This window comes from Celeribacter sp. ULVN23_4 (assembly GCF_054788345.1).
In genome coordinates, this window is the sequence record NZ_JBTVYO010000002.1 from 682,372 (window position 1) to 699,350 (window position 16,979).

Consider the following 16,979-nt stretch of genomic DNA (forward strand, 5'->3'; position numbering starts at 1 on the left):
TTCCCGGTGCGCGCCTCTGCCCTGAAGTGCTCCACGATCATCTCTTTGGGGCTTTCCGCCTCTCATCGCACATCTTTCCGCATTGCAACGGCTCTCTCGCTGTGCCTGATGCTGTCTGGCCTGCCCGCATTGGCGCAGGACGAGAAACCCCTGTCCGCGATTGACTGGCTGTCCGAGACCTTGGAAACCCCGCGCTCTCTGGCACCGCCTGCGGCCAGTGATATTTCAGAGAATGCACTGCCCGAGGAAGTCACCGTCCTCCCGCTTGACGCGCCCGACCCAGACGCGGCGGGCTTGCTTCCGGCCTCGACGACGGGCCTGCCGCGCGCGCTTTGGGGGGCTTCGGCGGCCAGCGATATTGCGCGTCGGATCGCCACGATCTCGGCGCGGCCCGATTTGCTCCCGGCCTCCCGGCGGCTTCTGAACACCTTGATTCTCGCCGAGCTTGATCCGCCGATCCAATCCGACCGTGACGCCCGGTTGTTTCTCGCCCGTATCGATGCGCTTTTGGCGCAGGGGTTGTTGGACGAGGCCGACGCTCTCATGGAGCTGGCGGGGCTGACCACTCCCGAAATTTTCCGCCGCGCCTTTGACACGAAGCTTTTGCTCGGCACCGAAGATGCCGCCTGTCAGCGACTCAACACCACGCCCGGCCTGTCGCCTGCGCTTCAGGCGCGGATTTTCTGTCTCGCACGCGGCGGGGATTGGAGCGCTGCGGCGCTGACGCTTGAAACCGGAGAAGCGCTCGGGCTCATTCGCGAGGACCAAGGCGAGTTGCTCGCCCGGTTCCTCGACCCCGAAATTTTCGAAGGCGAAGCGCCCCTGCCCGCGCCGGATCATCCGACGCCTTTGACCTTCCGCCTCATGGAAGCCATCGGGGAACCGCTGCCGACCTCTTCGCTGCCTTTGGCCTTCGCACAGTCTGATCTGCGCACCACCTCCGGCTGGAAAGCCCGTGCCACGGCCGCCGAACGGCTCGCGCGTGTCGGTGCGCTTTCGCCCAACCGCTGGCTTGGCATCTGGTCTGAACATCTGCCCGCCGCCTCCGGCGGCATTTGGGACCGGATCGACGCGCTACAGGATTTTGAGACCGCCTTGGGGCAGAAAGACGTGGACGCGGTCAGCAAAACGCTTCCCGAGGTTTGGGACGCGATGCGCGCCGCCGGATTGCAGCCCGTCTTTGCCGAGCTGTTCGCACAGGCCCTCTTCGACCTGCCCCTCACCGGCGAAGCGTCAGAAATTGCATTCGAAGTCGCGCTCCTGTCACCCGATTATGAGCGCATCGCCTTGAAATGGGCCCCGGCCCTGACCCGTGATCAGGTGTTCCTGCACGGCATCGCCATCGGTGATCTGCCCACGCAACGCGCATCGGCCCCGCAAGCACGGGCAATCGCCGCCGGCTTCCGCGCCTCAGGCATTCCGGTGCGCCTGAACACCTTGATCAGCGAACAACGGCTCGGCGAAGCCATCCTGCGCGGGATCGAGCTTTTGGAAGGCGGCGCGGCTGGGGATCTCGACGAACTGTCCGACGCAATTCAATTCTTCCGCGCCATCGGGCTTGAAGCCACCGCGCGACGGGCCGCGCTTGAACTGCTTCTGCTGGAGCGGCGGGGATGAGCCTGTCGCCGGAGGACGCGCGCTGGATTTCCAGCTTTTCCGAGGCGCAGATGGCCGAACTTGGCGCAGCCGAGAACACACGCCTGTCCTATGGTCGCGACCTCATCGGCTTTTCCGAATGGCTGGCCCGGCGCGGCCAGACATTTGAGAGCGCCACACGCGATCACGTTGAATCCTATCTGGTGGCCTGCGAGGCCGAAGGGCTGGCGCAATCGACCCGCGCGCGGCGCCTGTCCTCGATCAAACAGCTCTACCGCTTCGCGTTTGAAGAAGGCTGGCGCGAGGACAACCCGGCGATCCAGATCAAAGGGCCGGGCCGCACGAAACGCCTGCCGAAGACGCTGAGCGAAGACGAAGTCGCACGTTTGCTGGACGCATCGCGGGAGATGGGCCGCACGGAGGCCGACCGTCTGCGCAACACCTGCCTGATGGAAATCCTCTATGCCACCGGCATGCGAGTTTCGGAATTGGTCTCCCTGCCCGTCTCCGCCACGCGCGGCGATCCGCGGCTGCTTCTCATCATGGGCAAGGGCGGCAAGGAACGTATGGCGCCCCTGTCGGACCCAGCGCGCGCCGCGTTGAAAGACTGGCTCCTCCTGCGCGATGCGGCTGAGGAGTTGGCCAAGAAAGAATTCGGCACGAAAGCCTCGCCCTTTCTCTTCCCGTCCCGCAGCAAGGACGGCCATGTCACCCGTGACGGGTTTTACAAGCTGATCAAAGAGATCGCGGTACAGGCCGGGGTGTCTCCCGCCAAGGTCACACCGCACACGTTGCGCCATGCTTTTGCGACGCACCTTCTGGCGCATGGTGCCGATTTGCGGGCGATCCAGACGCTTTTGGGCCATGCCGATCTCTCGACGACCGAGATTTACACCCATGTGCTCGATGAGCGTTTGCGCGAGCTTGTTCTGACCAAACATCCTTTGGCGAAGGGTTGACCCGCTCGAATTGCGTTGCCCTCTTGCGAAGACGCCGCTCCAACCCCATAACCATGCCATGACAGAGACTTCCGCCCTTCTAGACGCCGCATTTTGGATCACCGCCGCCGCCATCGCGGGGCTTTTGGTGTTGTCCGCCTTTTTCTCAGGGTCCGAGACCGCTTTGACCGCCGCTTCGCGCGGGAAATTGCGCGCACAGGCCGACAAAGGCGACAAGGGGGCCGAGAAGGCACTTGCCGTGACCGAAGACAGCGAACGGCTGATCGGCTCCGTCCTTTTGGGCAACAACCTTGTGAACATTCTGGCGACCTCTCTGACGACGGCACTTTTCACAAAGGTGTTCGGTCAGAACGGCGTGGCCTTTGCCACTTTGGTCATGACGCTTCTGGTGCTGATCTTCTCCGAGGTGCTTCCCAAGACCTACGCGATCACCAATCCCGAAACCGCCGCCGCGCGCGTCGCCAGCCCCATCGCGATGGTGGTCAAAGTCTTTGCCCCAATCGTTGCGTTCGTCCGGCTTTTGGTGCGCGGCCTTCTGCGGCTTTTCGGGGTCAAAACCGACCCGAATGCGGGTGTTTTGGCGGTGAAAGAAGAGATCGTCGGCGCGATCACCCTCGGCATGTCGGAAGGCACGGTGGAAAAGGAAGACCGCGACCGTTTGCTCGGCGCGCTGGATTTGAGCGATCGTGCGGTGGAAGAAATCATGCTTCATCGCTCGCAGATCGAGATGCTGGACGTGGACCTTCCCGCCCGCGAAATCCTCGAACGCTCGCTGAAAAGCCCGCACACCCGCATTCCGCTCTACCGCGACGACCCTGAAAACATCGTCGGCGTGCTGCACTCGAAAGACCTCCTACGGGGGATGCATGCGGACCGCGTCGCCCATGAAACCGAGAACCCATCCATGTTGGTGGATTTCTCCGATTTCGACGTGATGAGCGTTGCGATGAAACCCTATTTCGTGCCGGAAACCACAACACTCGACGACCAGATGCGGCAGTTTCTAAAACGCCACACGCATTTCGCGCTGGTGGTCGATGAATACGGCGCGCTGCGCGGTTTGATCACGCTTGAAGACATTCTCGAAGAGATCGTCGGCGAGATCACCGATGAATTCGACCGCTCGGAAGATGCGCCGAAACAATCGGGGGAGACGGGCGATTGGGAGATCGATGCAGGGATGACGATCCGCGATTTCAACCGCTGGACCGACTGCTCCCTGCCCGATGACGAGGCCAACACCATGGCCGGTCTGGTGATCCACGAGGCGCAAACCATTCCGAACCCCGGACAGGTGTTCTCCTTCCACGGCTACCGGTTCGAAGTCGTCGAGCGGAAAGAAAATCGCATCACAAAACTCAAAATCCGACCATTGGCGGACGCCTGATGCTGTCTTATCAACACGGATTTCACGCGGGCAATCTCGCCGATGTGCAAAAGCATGGTCTTTTGGCGAGTGCCCTAGATTATCTGACGCGCAAGGACAAACCCCTGTCCTATATCGAAACCCACGCCGGGCGCGGGCTTTATGATCTCACGGGCGATCAGGCGCAGAAAACGGGTGAAGCGGCAGAGGGCATTCTCAAGGTCGCGGAGTGGTTCGCGCCCGATCACCCCTACTCCCGCGCGCGCCAGAGCGTGTCAGAGCGCCATGGCGAAACGATCTATCCCGGCTCCCCAGCCATCGCCGCCGCGCTGTTGCGAGACATGGACGCGCTGCATCTGGCCGAATTGCATCCCGGCGAGTTCGACCATCTGAAAACCGTCATGCGCGGTACCGGCGCGCATCTGGTGAAGGAAGACGGGTTTCAGCTTGCGCAAAGCCTGTGTCCACCCACACCCCGGCGCGGCATGATCCTGATCGACCCGCCCTATGAGATCAAATCCGACTACGCGACCATCCCCAGCTTCATCGAAAAACTGCACCGCAAATGGAACGTCGGGGTCATTGCGCTTTGGTATCCGATCCTGACCACGGGCGCGCATGTCACCATGACACGCGCACTCGATGCTGCTGAACTGCCGGGCTATCTCAAACATGAGGTCCGTTTCCCGCCCGCCCGCGAGGGGCATGGCATGATCGGCTCCGGCATGATTTTCGTGAATGCCCCTTGGGGACTAGAAGCGGAATGTAAGCGGTTGAGCGGGCTGTTCGCCCGCCTGAAACCCTGATCAGACCAGAATATAATCGACAGGTTGCGCCGCTGGTGGCAGATCGGTTTCCCCCATCGCCGCGAGCATGGCGCGTTCAATGGTGATGGCATAGGCCAAAAGCGGCAGGTCGTTCGGCATATCACCAAAAGGCTGTTCCAGCTCATCCGCCAAAGCGTCCAATCCGAAGAACGTATAGGCCACCAGCATCACGGCCAAAGGCGTGAACCAGCCCATACTGTCGGCCAGCCCGAACGGCAGCAAAAGGCAGAAGATGTACGCCGTCCGGTGCAGCAGAAGCGTATAGGCAAAGGGCAAAGGCGTGTTCGCCAGACGCTCGCAGGCCACGAAGGAATGCGACATTCGCGTCAGGCTTTCGTTGAGCACATGAGCCTCAATGGCGGCGAGACGTCCTTCGTGCAAAAGCTGGCTGATCTGTTTCGCCATTCCCGTCAAAATGGCATCCGGTACGCTGATGGTCTCCAGAGGCGTCGGCGGGGTTGAGCGCTTCGGCTCCTCCTGATGCAACTGCGCGACACAGGCTTTGGCATAGGCGATCACAGCTTCTAGAAGTGCGCGACGCGCGGGTGTCGCCACCGGCGCATCGCCATCCAGTGTGGCCGTCTGGCGTGCAATGTCGCGCGCAGATTGGATGATTTGCCCCCATTGCTGGCGCGCTTCCCACCAGCGATCATAGCTCGCACTGTTGCGAAAGCTCAGAAAGATCGAGATCGAAATCCCGATCAGCGCAAAGGCCGCCGGGTTGACCCCCGGCACAAAGGTCGGCTCAAGACGGTGCGCCGTCACGATAAGGCCGGACAGAATGCCCACGGCCAGAAGCTGGGGCCAGACCCTCTGGACCACCGCCCCCTTCAAAATAAAGAACAGCTTCACAGCGTTGGGGCGCTCACGAACGATCATTTTTGCTCTCGTTTCCTAGGTCAGAGAGCGCACCGATATCCGAATCCCGCGAGGAGTCGCCAGAGACATTTCAACGCGCCTTGAACAGCCCCCCAAGAATGCCCCGCACGATCCTGCGACCTGTGGTTCCGGTCAGTTCCTTGACCACCATTTTGGTCATCTGCTCGCCAAAGCTCTTCTCCGAAGACTTGCGCGAAGAGGTGCTGCGCGCGCTTGTGGTTTTGCGCTCGTAGCTTTTGCCGTCATAACGCCGCGCTTTTGAAAACTCGCGCTCAAGCTGCTCGCGACCTTTCACCTCTTCGGCGTCTTGCGCCTCTTTGGCTTCTGCCGCCTCAGCCTCTTTCGCCGCCGCCTCCGCGCGTTTCGTCAAGATCTCGAAAGCGCTTTCGCGGTCCAGAACCGTCTCGTATTTCCCGGCGATTGGTGAGGTCTTCACGACCTCGGCACGTTCCGCCGCCGTGATCGGCCCAAGCTGTGACGAAGGCGGGCGGATCAAGGTGCGTTCCGCCATGCTCGGCACGCCTTTGGCCTCAAGGAAAGAAGAAACCGCCTCCCCCGTCCCCACTTCCTTGATCGCCGTCTCGATGTCGAAGCGCGGATTGATCCGGTAGGTCTCCGCGGCAAGGCGCAACGCTTTCTGGTCCCGTGCCGTGAAGGCGCGCAGCGCGTGTTGGACGCGGTTGCCGAGCTGGCCGAGAATGTCTTCCGGCACGTCATCAGGGTTCTGCGTCACGAAATAGACGCCGACGCCCTTGGAGCGAATGAGACGCGCGACCTGCTCCACCTTATCGACAAGCGCTTTCGGGGCATCGTCAAATAACAGGTGCGCCTCATCGAAGAAGAACACGAGCTTGGGTTTGTCCGGGTTGCCAACCTCCGGCAAGTCTTCGAACAATTCAGACAGGAGCCACAGCAGGAAGGTCGCATAGAGTTTCGGCGAGGCCATGAGCTTGTCAGAGGCAAGGATCGACACGCGGCCACGCCCATCCGGATCGGTGCGCATGATGTCGGACAGTTCCAAAGCCGGTTCGCCGAACAGCCGGTCGCCACCTTGGTTCTCCAGCACCAAAAGCGCACGCTGGATCGCGCCCACGGAGGCGGTCGAGACGTTGCCGTAGCGCAGCGAGAGCGTATCCGCGTTCTCACCGACCCAGACCAAGAGAGATTGCAGGTCTTTAAGATCGAGAAGTGGCAAGCCCTGCTCATCCGAGACCCGGAATGCGATGTTCAGAACCCCTTCCTGCGCTTCGGTCAGTTGCAGCAACTGGCTCAGGAGCAGCGGCCCCATCTCAGAAACCGTCGTGCGGATCGGGTGACCTTGTTCGCCGTAGAGATCCCAAAAGGTCGTCGGGAAAGCTTCATAGGCATACTCCGTGAACCCGATGCTTTCGGCGCGCGATGTGAACGCCTCATGGGTTTTCGCCGTCGCATCACCGGCTTTCGCCAGCCCGGACAGATCGCCTTTCACGTCGGACAGAAAAACCGGAACGCCCGCTTTCGAGAAACTCTCGGCCAGAATTTGCAGCGTGACCGTTTTGCCCGTACCTGTCGCGCCAGCGATCAAACCGTGGCGGTTGCCGTATTTCAACAACAGATGCTGCGGCGCGCCATAGCCCTCGCCACCGCCCCCAACGAAAATTCTGTCCATAGCACTCTCCGTCATTCGATTGCCCCCAAGCCACGGCGTTTCACGGAAATCCTCAAGGAATTCAGTTCCGTATGCACCTACAATACATCCTTAACCATTTTCTGCCAGAGTAAGTCTCACTCTGAACCATTCCTCTTTGGTTCGGATGAACTTCCTCCCTGTCAGACTGGCCGCGCCGTTTTTGGTGCGGCCTTTTTTCTTTACCCACACGGTACAATCACGGCCTTTTTCATTTCGCATGAGAGATCATTCGCAACCCACGCGTTTTGGGTAATTTTACCGCAATTTGTCGCTGAAATTTTACCGTTGACGGCATCACATTCCTGTCATACGTTTTCTCCAATAAGTCGGCCAAGTCCGACGGGGAGAAAGTCATAAACCATTTAGATATGTGGGAACCCACGGATCATGGATGGATTTGCAAGGGCCTCGGGAAACCGAGGCTTTTGTGTTTTTCAAGCGTATCGCCAAACCAAAACTCCCTGACCCGGAAACGCCACATATCCTCACGAAAATATTCATGCTGTCCCCCTGACAGTCAGCCTTGCACATGTTAGATCAAGCGCAACATCTTATAACAAGCAATGGACAGATGATGACCACCATTACCCGCAAACTTACCGCTCTTGCCACTGCCGCCGCTTGCGCACTCAGCTTGGCGCAACCGCTGGCCGCACAAGATTCTGAACTGTCTGCCGGTACGCCGATCTCCACCGACAACGTGGGGCGCCCCTATACGCTGGAAACTCAGGGGGATTGGGAAATCCGCTGCATCAAGGCACCTGAAGGCCAGCCAGATCCATGCTCGCTCTACCAGCTTCTGAAAGACGAGAACGGCACAGAAGTCGCTGAGGTCACCATCTTTCACGTTGGCCAAGGCAACATCGAGGCAGCAGCAACTTTTACCACACCTCTGGAAACCCTTCTGACGGGCCAGCTCGCGCTGTTCGTTGACGGCGAGAATGGCCGTAAATACCCGTTCCAATTCTGTAACAAGGTTGGGTGTTTCGTGCGTGCGGGCCTGACGTCCGAAGATATCGATCTTCTGAAAAAAGGCAGTGAAGGCATGGTCGGGATCGTACCGGTTGGGCGCACTGACAACCCGGTCACACTGACAATGTCCTTGTCTGGTTTCACCGCAGGATACGCCAAAGTGACCGAGCTGAACGAAGCCGCAAAAAATGGCGAAGGCCCCTCCGCTCCGGACGCTGCACCGGCTGAATAATTCGCTCTCAGCTCCTAAAGCGTTTCTACTTAAACCTGAATCAGGGTTTGAGCAGAAACGCGGAGCAACGTCCAAGCGAAGCGGGCGTTTCGACTTTATGTGATAGATCAAGTTAAAGTCGAAACGCTTTAAGAAAAGAAAACGCCGCTCGGAGAGATCCGGGCGGCGTTTTTATCCGTTTTCGGAACGAAACTCAGGGTGCCTTGCGCAGGGCCATAACCGCGTTGAGACCACCAAAGGCGAAAGCGTTCGACAGGACCACATCCACAGAGGCATCGCGGGCCTCGTTCGGCACCACATCGAGCGCACATTCCGGGTCGGGCTCTTCATAATTGATGGTCGGCGCGATGATGCCGTCCTTGAGCGCCATGATACAGGCCAGAAGTTCGACCGCGCCCGTGCCGCCGATCAGGTGACCGTGCATCGATTTCGTCGACGAGATCATGATGTTGTCGGCATGAGCGCCCAAAGCGTCGGCCACCGCCGCGCATTCGGTTTTGTCATTCGCGGCCGTGCCGGTGCCATGCGCGTTGATATAGCCGATCTCGGAAGCATTGACGCGCGCGTCGGCCATCGCGCCGGAGATCGCACGGGCTGCGCCCTGTTTCGACGGCATGACAATGTCGGAGGCGTCGGAGGTCATGGCGAAACCGATCACCTCGGCAAGAATTTCAGCGCCGCGCGCCTTGGCGTGATCAAAGTCTTCAAATACGAACACGGCCGCGCCCTCGCCCTGCACCATGCCGTTGCGGTTCATAGAGAACGGACGACAGGCATCTTTCGACATGACGCGCAGCCCTTCCCACGCTTTCACGCCGCCAAAGCAGAGCATGGATTCCGAACCGCCGGTCACCATGGCCGTGGCCATGCCCGAACGGATCATGTTGAACGCTTGCCCCATCGCGTGGTTCGAGGACGCACAGGCGGTCGCCACGGTGAAACACGGCCCCTTGAGGTTATATTCCATCGAAACATGGCTGGTCGCCGCGTTGTTCATCAGCTTCGGGACAACAAAGGGGTGAACGCGGTTCTTCCCCTCTTCATAGACCATACGGTAATTGTCGTCCTGCGTGGTCAGACCGCCGCCAGAGGTGCCGAGCACGACGCCGGACCGCAGCGCCAGATCACCGACGAACTCAAGCCCGGACTGGCCGATCGCTTGCTGTGCCGCCACCAGAGTGAACTGAGTGAAACGGTCGTAGAGCGCCATTTGCTGACGGTTGAACCGCCCTTCGGCGTCCCAGTCGTGGACCTGTCCACCGATCTTGATTGCCAACCGGTCGACGTCGCGGAAATTCAGCTCGGAGATGCCGTTCTTGCCCTCGGCCATGGCCGACAAGGTTGAAGGAACGTCAACGCCAAGCGCATTGACCGTCCCGGCACCGGTGATGACAACGCGCTTCATGCTTTCTGATCTGCGATCAAAGCGTCAACCGCCTTCACAATGGCGGCCACAGAGGAAATGTCGAAATCCGACTGTTCCGGCTCGTTGGCATTGAACGGCACGGAGATATCAAAGGTCTCTTCAATGGCGAAAATGCTTTCGACGAGCCCGAGGCTGTCGATCCCCAGGTCTTCGAGAGACTGATCGAGGGAGACATCCGCCGGGTCCAGAACTGCCTGTTCCGCGATGATCTCGATGATCTTCTCTTTCACATCCTGCGACATTTGCGCCCCTCCGATCCGAAACTTGTGGCCTGATTTAGAATGAATTGCCCGGTTAGGAAACAGGTTTTTGCGCTCACATCACATCAAATGACGCAGCGGCGCGTCCTTCAGCCCTTATCGCGCAGCTTTGAAAGCGCACGCGGCAGACGTCTGAGCGCTTTGTACATTTCGATATGGGTCTGCATCGCGACCGCCGGATAGCCCATCATGGCCTTGCCTTTGGGCACGTTCGACAGCACCCCGGTGCCCGCGCCAATGATCGCGCCCTGCCCGATGGTGAGATTGTCGGCCGCACCGGCCTGACCGCCCATCACACAGAAATCGCCGATCACCGTCGATCCCGCGATCCCGACCTGACCGCAGAGAAGGCAGTGATTGCCGACGACGACGTTATGCCCGATGTGAACCTGATTATCGAGTTTCGTCCCGTTGCCGATCCGGGTCGCGCGGATCGTGCCCTGATCGATGGTGACATTGGCCCCCAGCTCGACATCATCGCCGATCATCACGGAACCGATGGAGGCAATCCGCATCCAAGCCTGCCCCGCTGCTTCAACGGTTTCGCCAAGACTTTCGCGGGCTTCTTCGACCGCCGATTTTTCCTGCGTCACAAAGGAAAATCCATCCGCACCGATCACGCCGCCCGGCTGGGCGATCAGGCGATCCCCGATGGTGGCATGCGCACCGATTTTCACGCCGGGATGGATCAAGGCATCATCGCCGATGGTCACCCCTGCGCCAATGGAGACATGTTGCGCGATTTTGGCGTTCTTGCCGATCTTCGCGCCTTTACCGATCACGACGAGCGGCCCGATCGCAGCATTTTCTCCGATCTCAGCGGTCTCATGAACGACAGCCGTCGGGTGAATGCCCGGCTCAAGCCCCAGCCCGTGATCGAAGGTCGCTGTGACGCCCGCCATAGCAAGACGCGCGCGTTTCACCAGAATGGCGGCTTCAAGACCAAGGCCCTTCCAATCCGCGCCGTCCCAAAGCACGGCGGCCTTCGCCTGCCCCTTCGCGATATTGCCTGCGAAACGCGGATCCATCGCCAGCGCGAGATCCTTGGCACCCGCGTCCTGCGGCTCGCGCGCGGCCTCGACACAAAGCGCACCATCGCCCTCGAACGGCGCATTGAGCGAAGCGGCTAGATCGGCAATGGTGATGGGCATGGTCTCGTCTCCGTCAGAATTGCCGAAGACATAAGCCCTTTACCGGGCTTTGAAAAGCAAAGGGGGCCGCAAAGCCCCCCTGATGTTTCCAACTGTTACGCCCGCGTGATCTCAGCAGAGCGCATATCCGCGCACTCAGCCACCGACGGAGCGCAGCTGCACGCCCTTGGCCTGAAGCGCCGCCCAGATTTTCGCATCTCGGCCATAGACGTCCCGGCGATATTCCATCCCGCCCTTCGGCAACGTCACCGCCGTGCGATAGACCAGATGCACCGGAACATGCTCTTGCAGCTCGATCGCGCTTTCCTGACCGGTTTTCAGATGCGACTGGAACAGCCCGACCGGGTCAGAGCTTTGTTTCGCCAGCAGCGCATAGGCAAAATCGAACGGTTGTTGCAGACGAATACACCCATGCGAGAACGCGCGCACTTCACGCCCGAACAAGCTCTTCGACGGCGTGTCGTGCAGGTAAATGTTGTACTTGTTCGGGAACATGAATTTCACCAGCCCAAGCGCATTGCGGTTCGAGGGCGGCTGTTTGAGATTAAACGGGAAGCTCGACGTCGTGTATTGGGTGAAGTCCACATTTTCCCGGCTGACCGTCCGCCCGCGACTATCGACAAGGCGCAGATGCCCCGCCGCGTTCGGATTTTTCTGCATCATCGGCAGGTATTCTTTCACGGCGATGGAGCGCGGTACGTTCCATGTTGGGTTGATGACCATATGCTCCATCTCGTCGGAGAACTCGGGGCTGCGGCGGTCATGGGAATTCTGGCCGACAACAGAACGCGTCTCAAACGTCACCCGGCCATTATCGACAATCTTCGCCGAGAAGTCGGTCAGGTTCACCCAGATGTGGCGTTTGCCGAGCGGCATGTTGATCCAGCGTTCACGCTCCAAAGCAACGAGGATCGAGGCAAGGCGCTCCTCCGGGCTGACGTTGATCTCTGCGAGCGTACCCTGCCCGGCGACACCATCGGGCGTCAGGCCGTGCTGCATCTGAAAAAGCTGCACCGCTTTTTGCATCGCCGCATCATAAGATGTGGCCGCAGACCGCGGCAGGTAGCCCATCGCCATCAAGCGGTTGCGCAGGATAATCACGCCATTGCCCGTCGCACCCGGTTCGTATTTCGAGCCCGGAACAGTCTGGCCCCAACCGCCTTTGCCGAGAACCTGCTCCATCTTCGCCTTTTCTTTCAAAAGACGGGCATATTCCGGAGAGCTGGGTTCAAGCTTGCGCAGATAGGCTTGCGGGTTGGATTTGACGAAATTCGTCAAAACCTGCACGCCGTCGCGATATGGCACCTGCCGCACAAGACCAGAGTCGATCCGCGAGGGGATCAGCTGACCGGTCTGAACGTCACGGGCATATTCCAGAAAGAGTTTCGCCATCGCCACTTCGGCCCGCCCCAGATCGCGGTCGGATTTGATCGCCCGCAGATTGGCCTCAAGGAGCGTGATGTCATAAGGTGCCAAACCTTTTTCCGGCGCGGTCTGAACCGCGCGAAGCAAAGCCTGACGACGGGCTTTGGCACGGGCGCTGTTCTCCGCAAACACCGGCTTGTAGCCATTGGCGCGGTAGAACTCTGACAGATCTTTCGACGAGGACGCCGCTTCTGCGATGGATTGCATCAGCGCGCTGACCTGCTGCGCCTGAGCGGGCAACGGGGCAAGCGGCAGTGCCGCGAAGGAGACAGTCGCACCGATCAGCGCGGCGCTCAGCGTGCGGCGGGAGAAGGCCGGGAAAACGCAGGCCAAGCGGGATACCGGAAAAAACAGCATGTCGATCCTCGAACGAAATTCAGCAGTCATTTGATTGAGCCTACAGGAAATCCGAAACCATAGTGAGGGGGAAGAATTCGCCCCAGCCCTCATGTGCCAAAAGCACAACACCACCCGACGAAAGGGAGCGAGTCGCCGTTTTTCCCCTTAAAGGGGGCTTGAGGCAGCGAAAGAAGACACACGCTTTAGGATATTTCAATAACAATAAATTCAACCTTTGCGAGCATTCCATTCGGACTTCTGCCTAAAAGATGATTATCATCTCCTTAAGAAACGCGTGTTTTTCCGGCAACAGACAAGAGGTTAGCCCTTCTTTGCGCAAAAAACTGCCGATTGCACGCATTCCCGGCACCTGCGACCAAACCGACGCTTGGCCGAAGAATCACAATATGTAATAAAACTGCCAGAACGGTGAACACGCCGTTACTCAACTGGTGATCATGACACGTTTGATGATCACGACCCGCTCACGGAAGATCAGTTCGGCGTGACAACAAGGGCCGAAAAGAAATTCCGACTGTGGTTCGAGATCGCTCGGCAGAGACACAAATCTGACGTGATCATCGTTTAAAAGGCCGCAACAAACGGCAAAAGTGTCGAGGCAATCGGCACAAGACATCAAGACCGCATGAGGCGGGAACAGGTAAGCGACGGGACGCTTTTGAGAATGACCAATAACGCAGCAGGCGTAATCACACGCCGCGGACTTCTACGCGGATTTGCAGCAACAGCCCTCAGCGCAGCTCCAGTATATGCCAACGCAGCAGGTTTCCTGCGGGGCTCCGGCGACATCCGCCGCATCAACATGTACTCGGGGCGCACGGGTGAGAGCATCGACACGATTTACTGGGTCGAAGGCGAATACATCCCCGAAGCGCTGAAAGAAATCACCTACTTCTTCCGCGACTGGCGCAACCACAAAATCAAGGCCGTTGACCCGCGCACCGTCGACATCATGACCGCCGCGCACCGTCTGATGGAAACCGATGAGCCTTACATGCTGCTCTCGGGCTACCGCTCCCCGGAAACCAACGCCATGTTGCGCTCCCGCTCCAGAGGCGTTGCGAAAAACTCCCTTCACATGCAAGCACAAGCCGCCGACCTGCGTCTCAAGTCCCGTTCGGTGACGCAAATGGCTTCTGCTGCGAAATCCTGCTCCGCCGGCGGTGTGGGCACCTATCGCGGCTCCAACTTCGTGCACATGGATTGCGGCGTGGTCCGCACCTGGAACGGTTAAGATCAAGCTGATCCCGAACAGCGATAAAGCCGCCCACTGGGCGGCTTTTTTCATGTCTGTGCTTCCCTAAAAGAAAACGGTGCCCGTGGCTATTCCGCAGGGCTGACCGTTTTCAAACGTCCCGGCTCATTGGCCTCCAGATAAGCCTCCTGCTCCGGGGTCAGCTCGATACAGTCATATCCGGTCACCATCGGCTTCACATGCTCACGGAAACCATGCCCCGTGGTCAACAGGTAGACGTGGACAATCACGAAGGCGAAAATCACGTAAGCCGCCAGAAGGTGAATGTTGCGCACCACTTCGAGCACGAAGGTGCTGTCAGAACCGCTGTCCCAGAAATTATAGGTCAGGTAGATGATCCCCGTGACCCAAATCGCCGGGAAGACAAACCATTTCAGCCCGAAATACGTGGCCGCCTGAAGCGGATTGTGTTTGCGCAGCATGACCTTCTGATAGGGCGGCTCCTCGCCCTTGAAGATACCATAGGCATAATACCGCGCGGTGGCGAGCATGCCTTCGACTTTGGGCAAAAACTGCCGCCATGTGCCGGTTGTGAACAGCCAGAATGTGGCGAAAATCCAGATCACCAGAAGCGCCAGCGCCGCAAGCGTGTGGAAAATCACGGCTGGACCGAAGGGGATCAACTGATGCACCCCGCTGACACGCAGCCCTGTGAACATCAGCACAAAGATCAACAGAGCCTGCGCCCAGTGCCAGAGCCGTTCAAAGCGGGGGTAGACCTTGACGAAACGCTTCGACATCAGTGAGTTCCTCCGTGTTTGCCGCGCGAGATCAGACGCAAAAGGCCGTGCCCCACGACACCGAAGGCGGAGAGCAGCACGAGAAGCTGACCAAGGCGCCCGATGATCGAATTCGGATTGGTGCCCGGCATGACAACGCCCGCGAGCCCAACGAGACGCCCGTCCTCAGCATGACATTCAGCGCAATCCATCGCCTCATTCGCCGGTGCGACCATGTGGGTGATCGGCCAGTACATATAGGTATCGATAAAGCCGTATTCGCCGGAATACTCAGACCCTGCGGCTTTCATTCCCGCCTCAATGGCTTTGCCCCAATCGAAATTGGTCCAAAACGCTGTGTCTGTGGTCGGCCCCCAAACATGGCTATAGGCCAGCTTGTTGTTGCCCGCGTCATAGGATTGCCGCCCGACCATCCGTTTGAACGGCCAAATGCGACTGTCCTCGCCATCGGGCGTGCCCAGCACCTTGTTGATCTCAACGACCTGCATCGGGTCGATGGTTTCCTCCGGCAGCGTATATTCCACAGCGCCGTTGAACCATGCGTAGTAAGGTTCGACATTTTCGCCCCAGTCGAAATCGCCTTTCGTGGAGAGATAGGTGTGCAGCTCCTGACCATCGCTCTGGGTGAAATGGTGCTCGGCAATCGGTTGTCCGACCTCGTTCAGCCGTCCTGCCGTGGACCAGTCCCAAAGGGTTTTCGTAGCAACGCCGCCGCGCGCGAATTCCGGGATGTGGCAGGTCTGGCAGGCCACTTTATCCGTGTGGTCGTTCAGCTTGATGCCTTTAAGGTTGATCGGGTGCGGCTCAGTATCGTGGCAACTTTCACAGGTTGCGGAGAAACGATGCTCTCCCGGCTCGCCTGTGCCGATCGTGTCCTTCGCATCGAGAAGATAGCGCGACCCGGCCCAGTTGTGACTTTCCTCCGTATGGCAATCGGAACAGACCATATTGGCCCCGTCCTTCGACATATGCACGTCCGTGTGGACGTCAGGATCATAGAGCGCGGAGGACAGGTCGCCGTGTTTCACGTTGTCGCCGCCCCCGCCGTAGAAGTGGCAAGAGCCGCAATTGTCCCGCGTCGGCATGCCGACAGACTGCGCCGATTTCATCAGATCCACCGCCCAGGCTTTCGCCCCGGTGATCGTTTTGGCGCTCTCAGGAACGTCGCCGAGAGGCGGATGCCCTGCCCCGGTCGCCAGCTTCGTGTATTGGCCCGACTGATCGTGACAGACCAGACAATCGACCACGTTGGCTTGCTGCGGCGGTTCGGACTGCATATCATCCCAGCCATAGCCCGCGTGACACGAAGTGCAGCGCGGCTCATTGCCCACCACATTGCCGCAAAACGCGTTGATCACGTTGGACTTGCCAAGCTCCTGCCCTGTGACCGGATTGCTGTAGTCCCACTGATAGTGGATCGAGTGCATGACCTGATCATCAGCCTCGGTATGACAGGTCAGACAAGCAGCCGTCACTTCCGGGCCGGATTTGAACTCCTGTTGCAGGATTTCGAATTTCGAGTGATCCGCTGTCGAGCCCTCTCCCGGCACCTCTGGGCTGATCGCATCCTGCGCGAATGCGATGCTCGCGGTCAGGCCGAACGCAAGGCTGGCGAACGCAGTTGTGGTGCGTTTGGCGTGCATATGATCCTCCCCTTCGCGCGCGTCACCTCGGGCGCGACATAAATTCACCCTAGTGAATACGAATATGGCGGCACTCTCTTTGATCTATCGCAAATGCACCTTTTAAGGACGCTTGATCTGGGGATCGACAAAACCAAAACACCCGCCCTCATCGGACGGGTGTTTGGAAATTGAAAGCGGCGGGCCTCTTGCCGGATGGCCCGCCGCACGGCCCGGGTC

14 protein-coding genes are annotated in these 16,979 nt (G+C 59.2%); 6 read left to right on the forward strand and 8 right to left on the reverse strand.

Annotated features, from left to right (window positions below; all coding sequences use genetic code 11):
* Positions 1-6 precede the first annotated feature (6 nt).
* Genes ACYBHZ_RS08690 through ACYBHZ_RS08705 form a run of 4 tightly spaced genes read left to right on the forward strand, consistent with a single transcriptional unit; the run spans position 7 to position 4,727 of the window.
* Positions 7-1,617 (forward strand): hypothetical protein, encoded by a 1,611-nt coding sequence (locus tag ACYBHZ_RS08690; protein ID WP_460273864.1) that lies wholly within the window; start codon positions 7-9, stop codon positions 1,615-1,617.
* Complete coding sequence (locus tag ACYBHZ_RS08695) at positions 1,614-2,555, forward strand: site-specific tyrosine recombinase XerD (RefSeq protein WP_460273865.1); 942 nt, start codon at positions 1,614-1,616, stop codon at positions 2,553-2,555. The genes ACYBHZ_RS08690 and ACYBHZ_RS08695 overlap by 4 nt, the downstream gene beginning before the upstream one ends.
* Before the next feature lie 58 nt (positions 2,556-2,613).
* A complete protein-coding gene (locus tag ACYBHZ_RS08700; protein WP_460273866.1) occupies positions 2,614-3,942 on the forward strand; it encodes an HlyC/CorC family transporter in 1,329 nt (442 codons plus the stop codon).
* Positions 3,942-4,727, forward strand: coding sequence for a 23S rRNA (adenine(2030)-N(6))-methyltransferase RlmJ (locus ACYBHZ_RS08705; protein WP_460273867.1), 786 nt, complete (start codon positions 3,942-3,944; stop codon positions 4,725-4,727). The genes ACYBHZ_RS08700 and ACYBHZ_RS08705 overlap by 1 nt, the downstream gene beginning before the upstream one ends.
* Here the strand turns inward: ACYBHZ_RS08705 and ACYBHZ_RS08710 are convergent, their stop codons facing one another.
* Both ACYBHZ_RS08710 and ACYBHZ_RS08715 read right to left on the reverse strand, forming a co-directional pair.
* A complete protein-coding gene (locus tag ACYBHZ_RS08710) occupies positions 4,728-5,627 on the reverse strand; it encodes a bestrophin family protein (RefSeq protein ID WP_460273868.1) in 900 nt (299 codons plus the stop codon). It lies immediately after the preceding gene.
* Positions 5,628-5,697: 70 nt separating this feature from the next.
* Positions 5,698-7,275 carry a helicase HerA-like domain-containing protein gene (locus ACYBHZ_RS08715; protein ID WP_460273869.1) on the reverse strand — a complete coding sequence of 526 codons (1,578 nt, stop codon included), beginning with the start codon at positions 7,273-7,275 and terminating at the stop codon, positions 5,698-5,700.
* A 592-nt stretch (positions 7,276-7,867) separates the two neighbouring features.
* Here ACYBHZ_RS08715 and ACYBHZ_RS08720 point away from each other — a divergent pair.
* Entirely contained in the window at positions 7,868-8,500 is a 633-nt protein-coding gene (locus ACYBHZ_RS08720; protein ID WP_460273870.1) for an invasion associated locus B family protein, read from the forward strand.
* A gap of 193 nt (positions 8,501-8,693) precedes the next feature.
* On the opposite strand, the gene ACYBHZ_RS08725 is transcribed toward ACYBHZ_RS08720, so the two are convergent.
* The 4 genes from ACYBHZ_RS08725 to ACYBHZ_RS08740 form a co-directional block, all read right to left on the reverse strand.
* On the reverse strand, positions 8,694-9,905 hold the full coding sequence (locus ACYBHZ_RS08725) for a beta-ketoacyl-[acyl-carrier-protein] synthase family protein (RefSeq protein WP_460273871.1): 1,212 nt from the start codon (positions 9,903-9,905) through the stop codon (positions 8,694-8,696).
* Complete coding sequence (locus ACYBHZ_RS08730) at positions 9,902-10,168, reverse strand: acyl carrier protein (RefSeq protein ID WP_460273872.1); 267 nt, start codon at positions 10,166-10,168, stop codon at positions 9,902-9,904. Before ACYBHZ_RS08730 ends, ACYBHZ_RS08725 begins: the two co-directional genes overlap by 4 nt.
* Positions 10,169-10,275: 107 nt before the next feature.
* Positions 10,276-11,337 carry a UDP-3-O-(3-hydroxymyristoyl)glucosamine N-acyltransferase gene (lpxD, locus tag ACYBHZ_RS08735; protein WP_460273873.1) on the reverse strand — a complete coding sequence of 354 codons (1,062 nt, stop codon included), beginning with the start codon at positions 11,335-11,337 and terminating at the stop codon, positions 10,276-10,278.
* A 135-nt stretch (positions 11,338-11,472) separates the two neighbouring features.
* The gene (locus ACYBHZ_RS08740) at positions 11,473-13,119 is read right to left on the reverse strand and encodes a L,D-transpeptidase family protein (protein WP_460273874.1); all 1,647 of its coding nucleotides are present in this window, start codon (positions 13,117-13,119) and stop codon (positions 11,473-11,475) included.
* A 667-nt stretch (positions 13,120-13,786) separates the two neighbouring features.
* Between ACYBHZ_RS08740 and ACYBHZ_RS08745 the strand changes: the two genes are divergently transcribed.
* Entirely contained in the window at positions 13,787-14,356 is a 570-nt protein-coding gene (locus ACYBHZ_RS08745) for a YcbK family protein (protein ID WP_460273875.1), read from the forward strand.
* Between the two features lie 89 nt (positions 14,357-14,445).
* Here ACYBHZ_RS08745 and ACYBHZ_RS08750 read toward each other — a convergent pair whose 3' ends face one another.
* The gene (locus ACYBHZ_RS08750; RefSeq protein ID WP_460273876.1) at positions 14,446-15,117 is read right to left on the reverse strand and encodes a cytochrome b/b6 domain-containing protein; all 672 of its coding nucleotides are present in this window, start codon (positions 15,115-15,117) and stop codon (positions 14,446-14,448) included.
* Positions 15,117-16,760: a tetrathionate reductase family octaheme c-type cytochrome gene (locus tag ACYBHZ_RS08755; RefSeq protein WP_460273877.1), complete on the reverse strand. Its 1,644-nt coding sequence runs from the start codon at positions 16,758-16,760 to the stop codon at positions 15,117-15,119. The genes ACYBHZ_RS08750 and ACYBHZ_RS08755 overlap by 1 nt, the downstream gene beginning before the upstream one ends.
* Positions 16,761-16,979 lie beyond the last annotated feature (219 nt).

What these genes read in the sequence shown, in the direction of transcription:
- ACYBHZ_RS08750 (WP_460273876.1), bottom strand. Translation starts at nt 15,117, where the DNA reads ATGTCGAAGCGTTTCGTCAAGGTCTACCCCCGCTTTGAACGGCTCTGG.
- ACYBHZ_RS08725 (WP_460273871.1), bottom strand. Translation starts at nt 9,905, where the DNA reads ATGAAGCGCGTTGTCATCACCGGTGCCGGGACGGTCAATGCGCTTGGC.
- ACYBHZ_RS08715 (WP_460273869.1), bottom strand. Translation starts at nt 7,275, where the DNA reads ATGGACAGAATTTTCGTTGGGGGCGGTGGCGAGGGCTATGGCGCGCCG.
- ACYBHZ_RS08710 (WP_460273868.1), bottom strand. Translation starts at nt 5,627, where the DNA reads ATGATCGTTCGTGAGCGCCCCAACGCTGTGAAGCTGTTCTTTATTTTG.
- ACYBHZ_RS08720 (WP_460273870.1), top strand. Translation starts at nt 7,868, where the DNA reads ATGATGACCACCATTACCCGCAAACTTACCGCTCTTGCCACTGCCGCC.
- ACYBHZ_RS08705 (WP_460273867.1), top strand. Translation starts at nt 3,942, where the DNA reads ATGCTGTCTTATCAACACGGATTTCACGCGGGCAATCTCGCCGATGTG.
- ACYBHZ_RS08730 (WP_460273872.1), bottom strand. Translation starts at nt 10,168, where the DNA reads ATGTCGCAGGATGTGAAAGAGAAGATCATCGAGATCATCGCGGAACAG.
- ACYBHZ_RS08700 (WP_460273866.1), top strand. Translation starts at nt 2,614, where the DNA reads ATGACAGAGACTTCCGCCCTTCTAGACGCCGCATTTTGGATCACCGCC.
- ACYBHZ_RS08740 (WP_460273874.1), bottom strand. Translation starts at nt 13,119, where the DNA reads ATGCTGTTTTTTCCGGTATCCCGCTTGGCCTGCGTTTTCCCGGCCTTC.
- lpxD (WP_460273873.1), bottom strand. Translation starts at nt 11,337, where the DNA reads ATGCCCATCACCATTGCCGATCTAGCCGCTTCGCTCAATGCGCCGTTC.
- ACYBHZ_RS08745 (WP_460273875.1), top strand. Translation starts at nt 13,787, where the DNA reads ATGACCAATAACGCAGCAGGCGTAATCACACGCCGCGGACTTCTACGC.
- ACYBHZ_RS08695 (WP_460273865.1), top strand. Translation starts at nt 1,614, where the DNA reads ATGAGCCTGTCGCCGGAGGACGCGCGCTGGATTTCCAGCTTTTCCGAG.
- ACYBHZ_RS08755 (WP_460273877.1), bottom strand. Translation starts at nt 16,760, where the DNA reads ATGCACGCCAAACGCACCACAACTGCGTTCGCCAGCCTTGCGTTCGGC.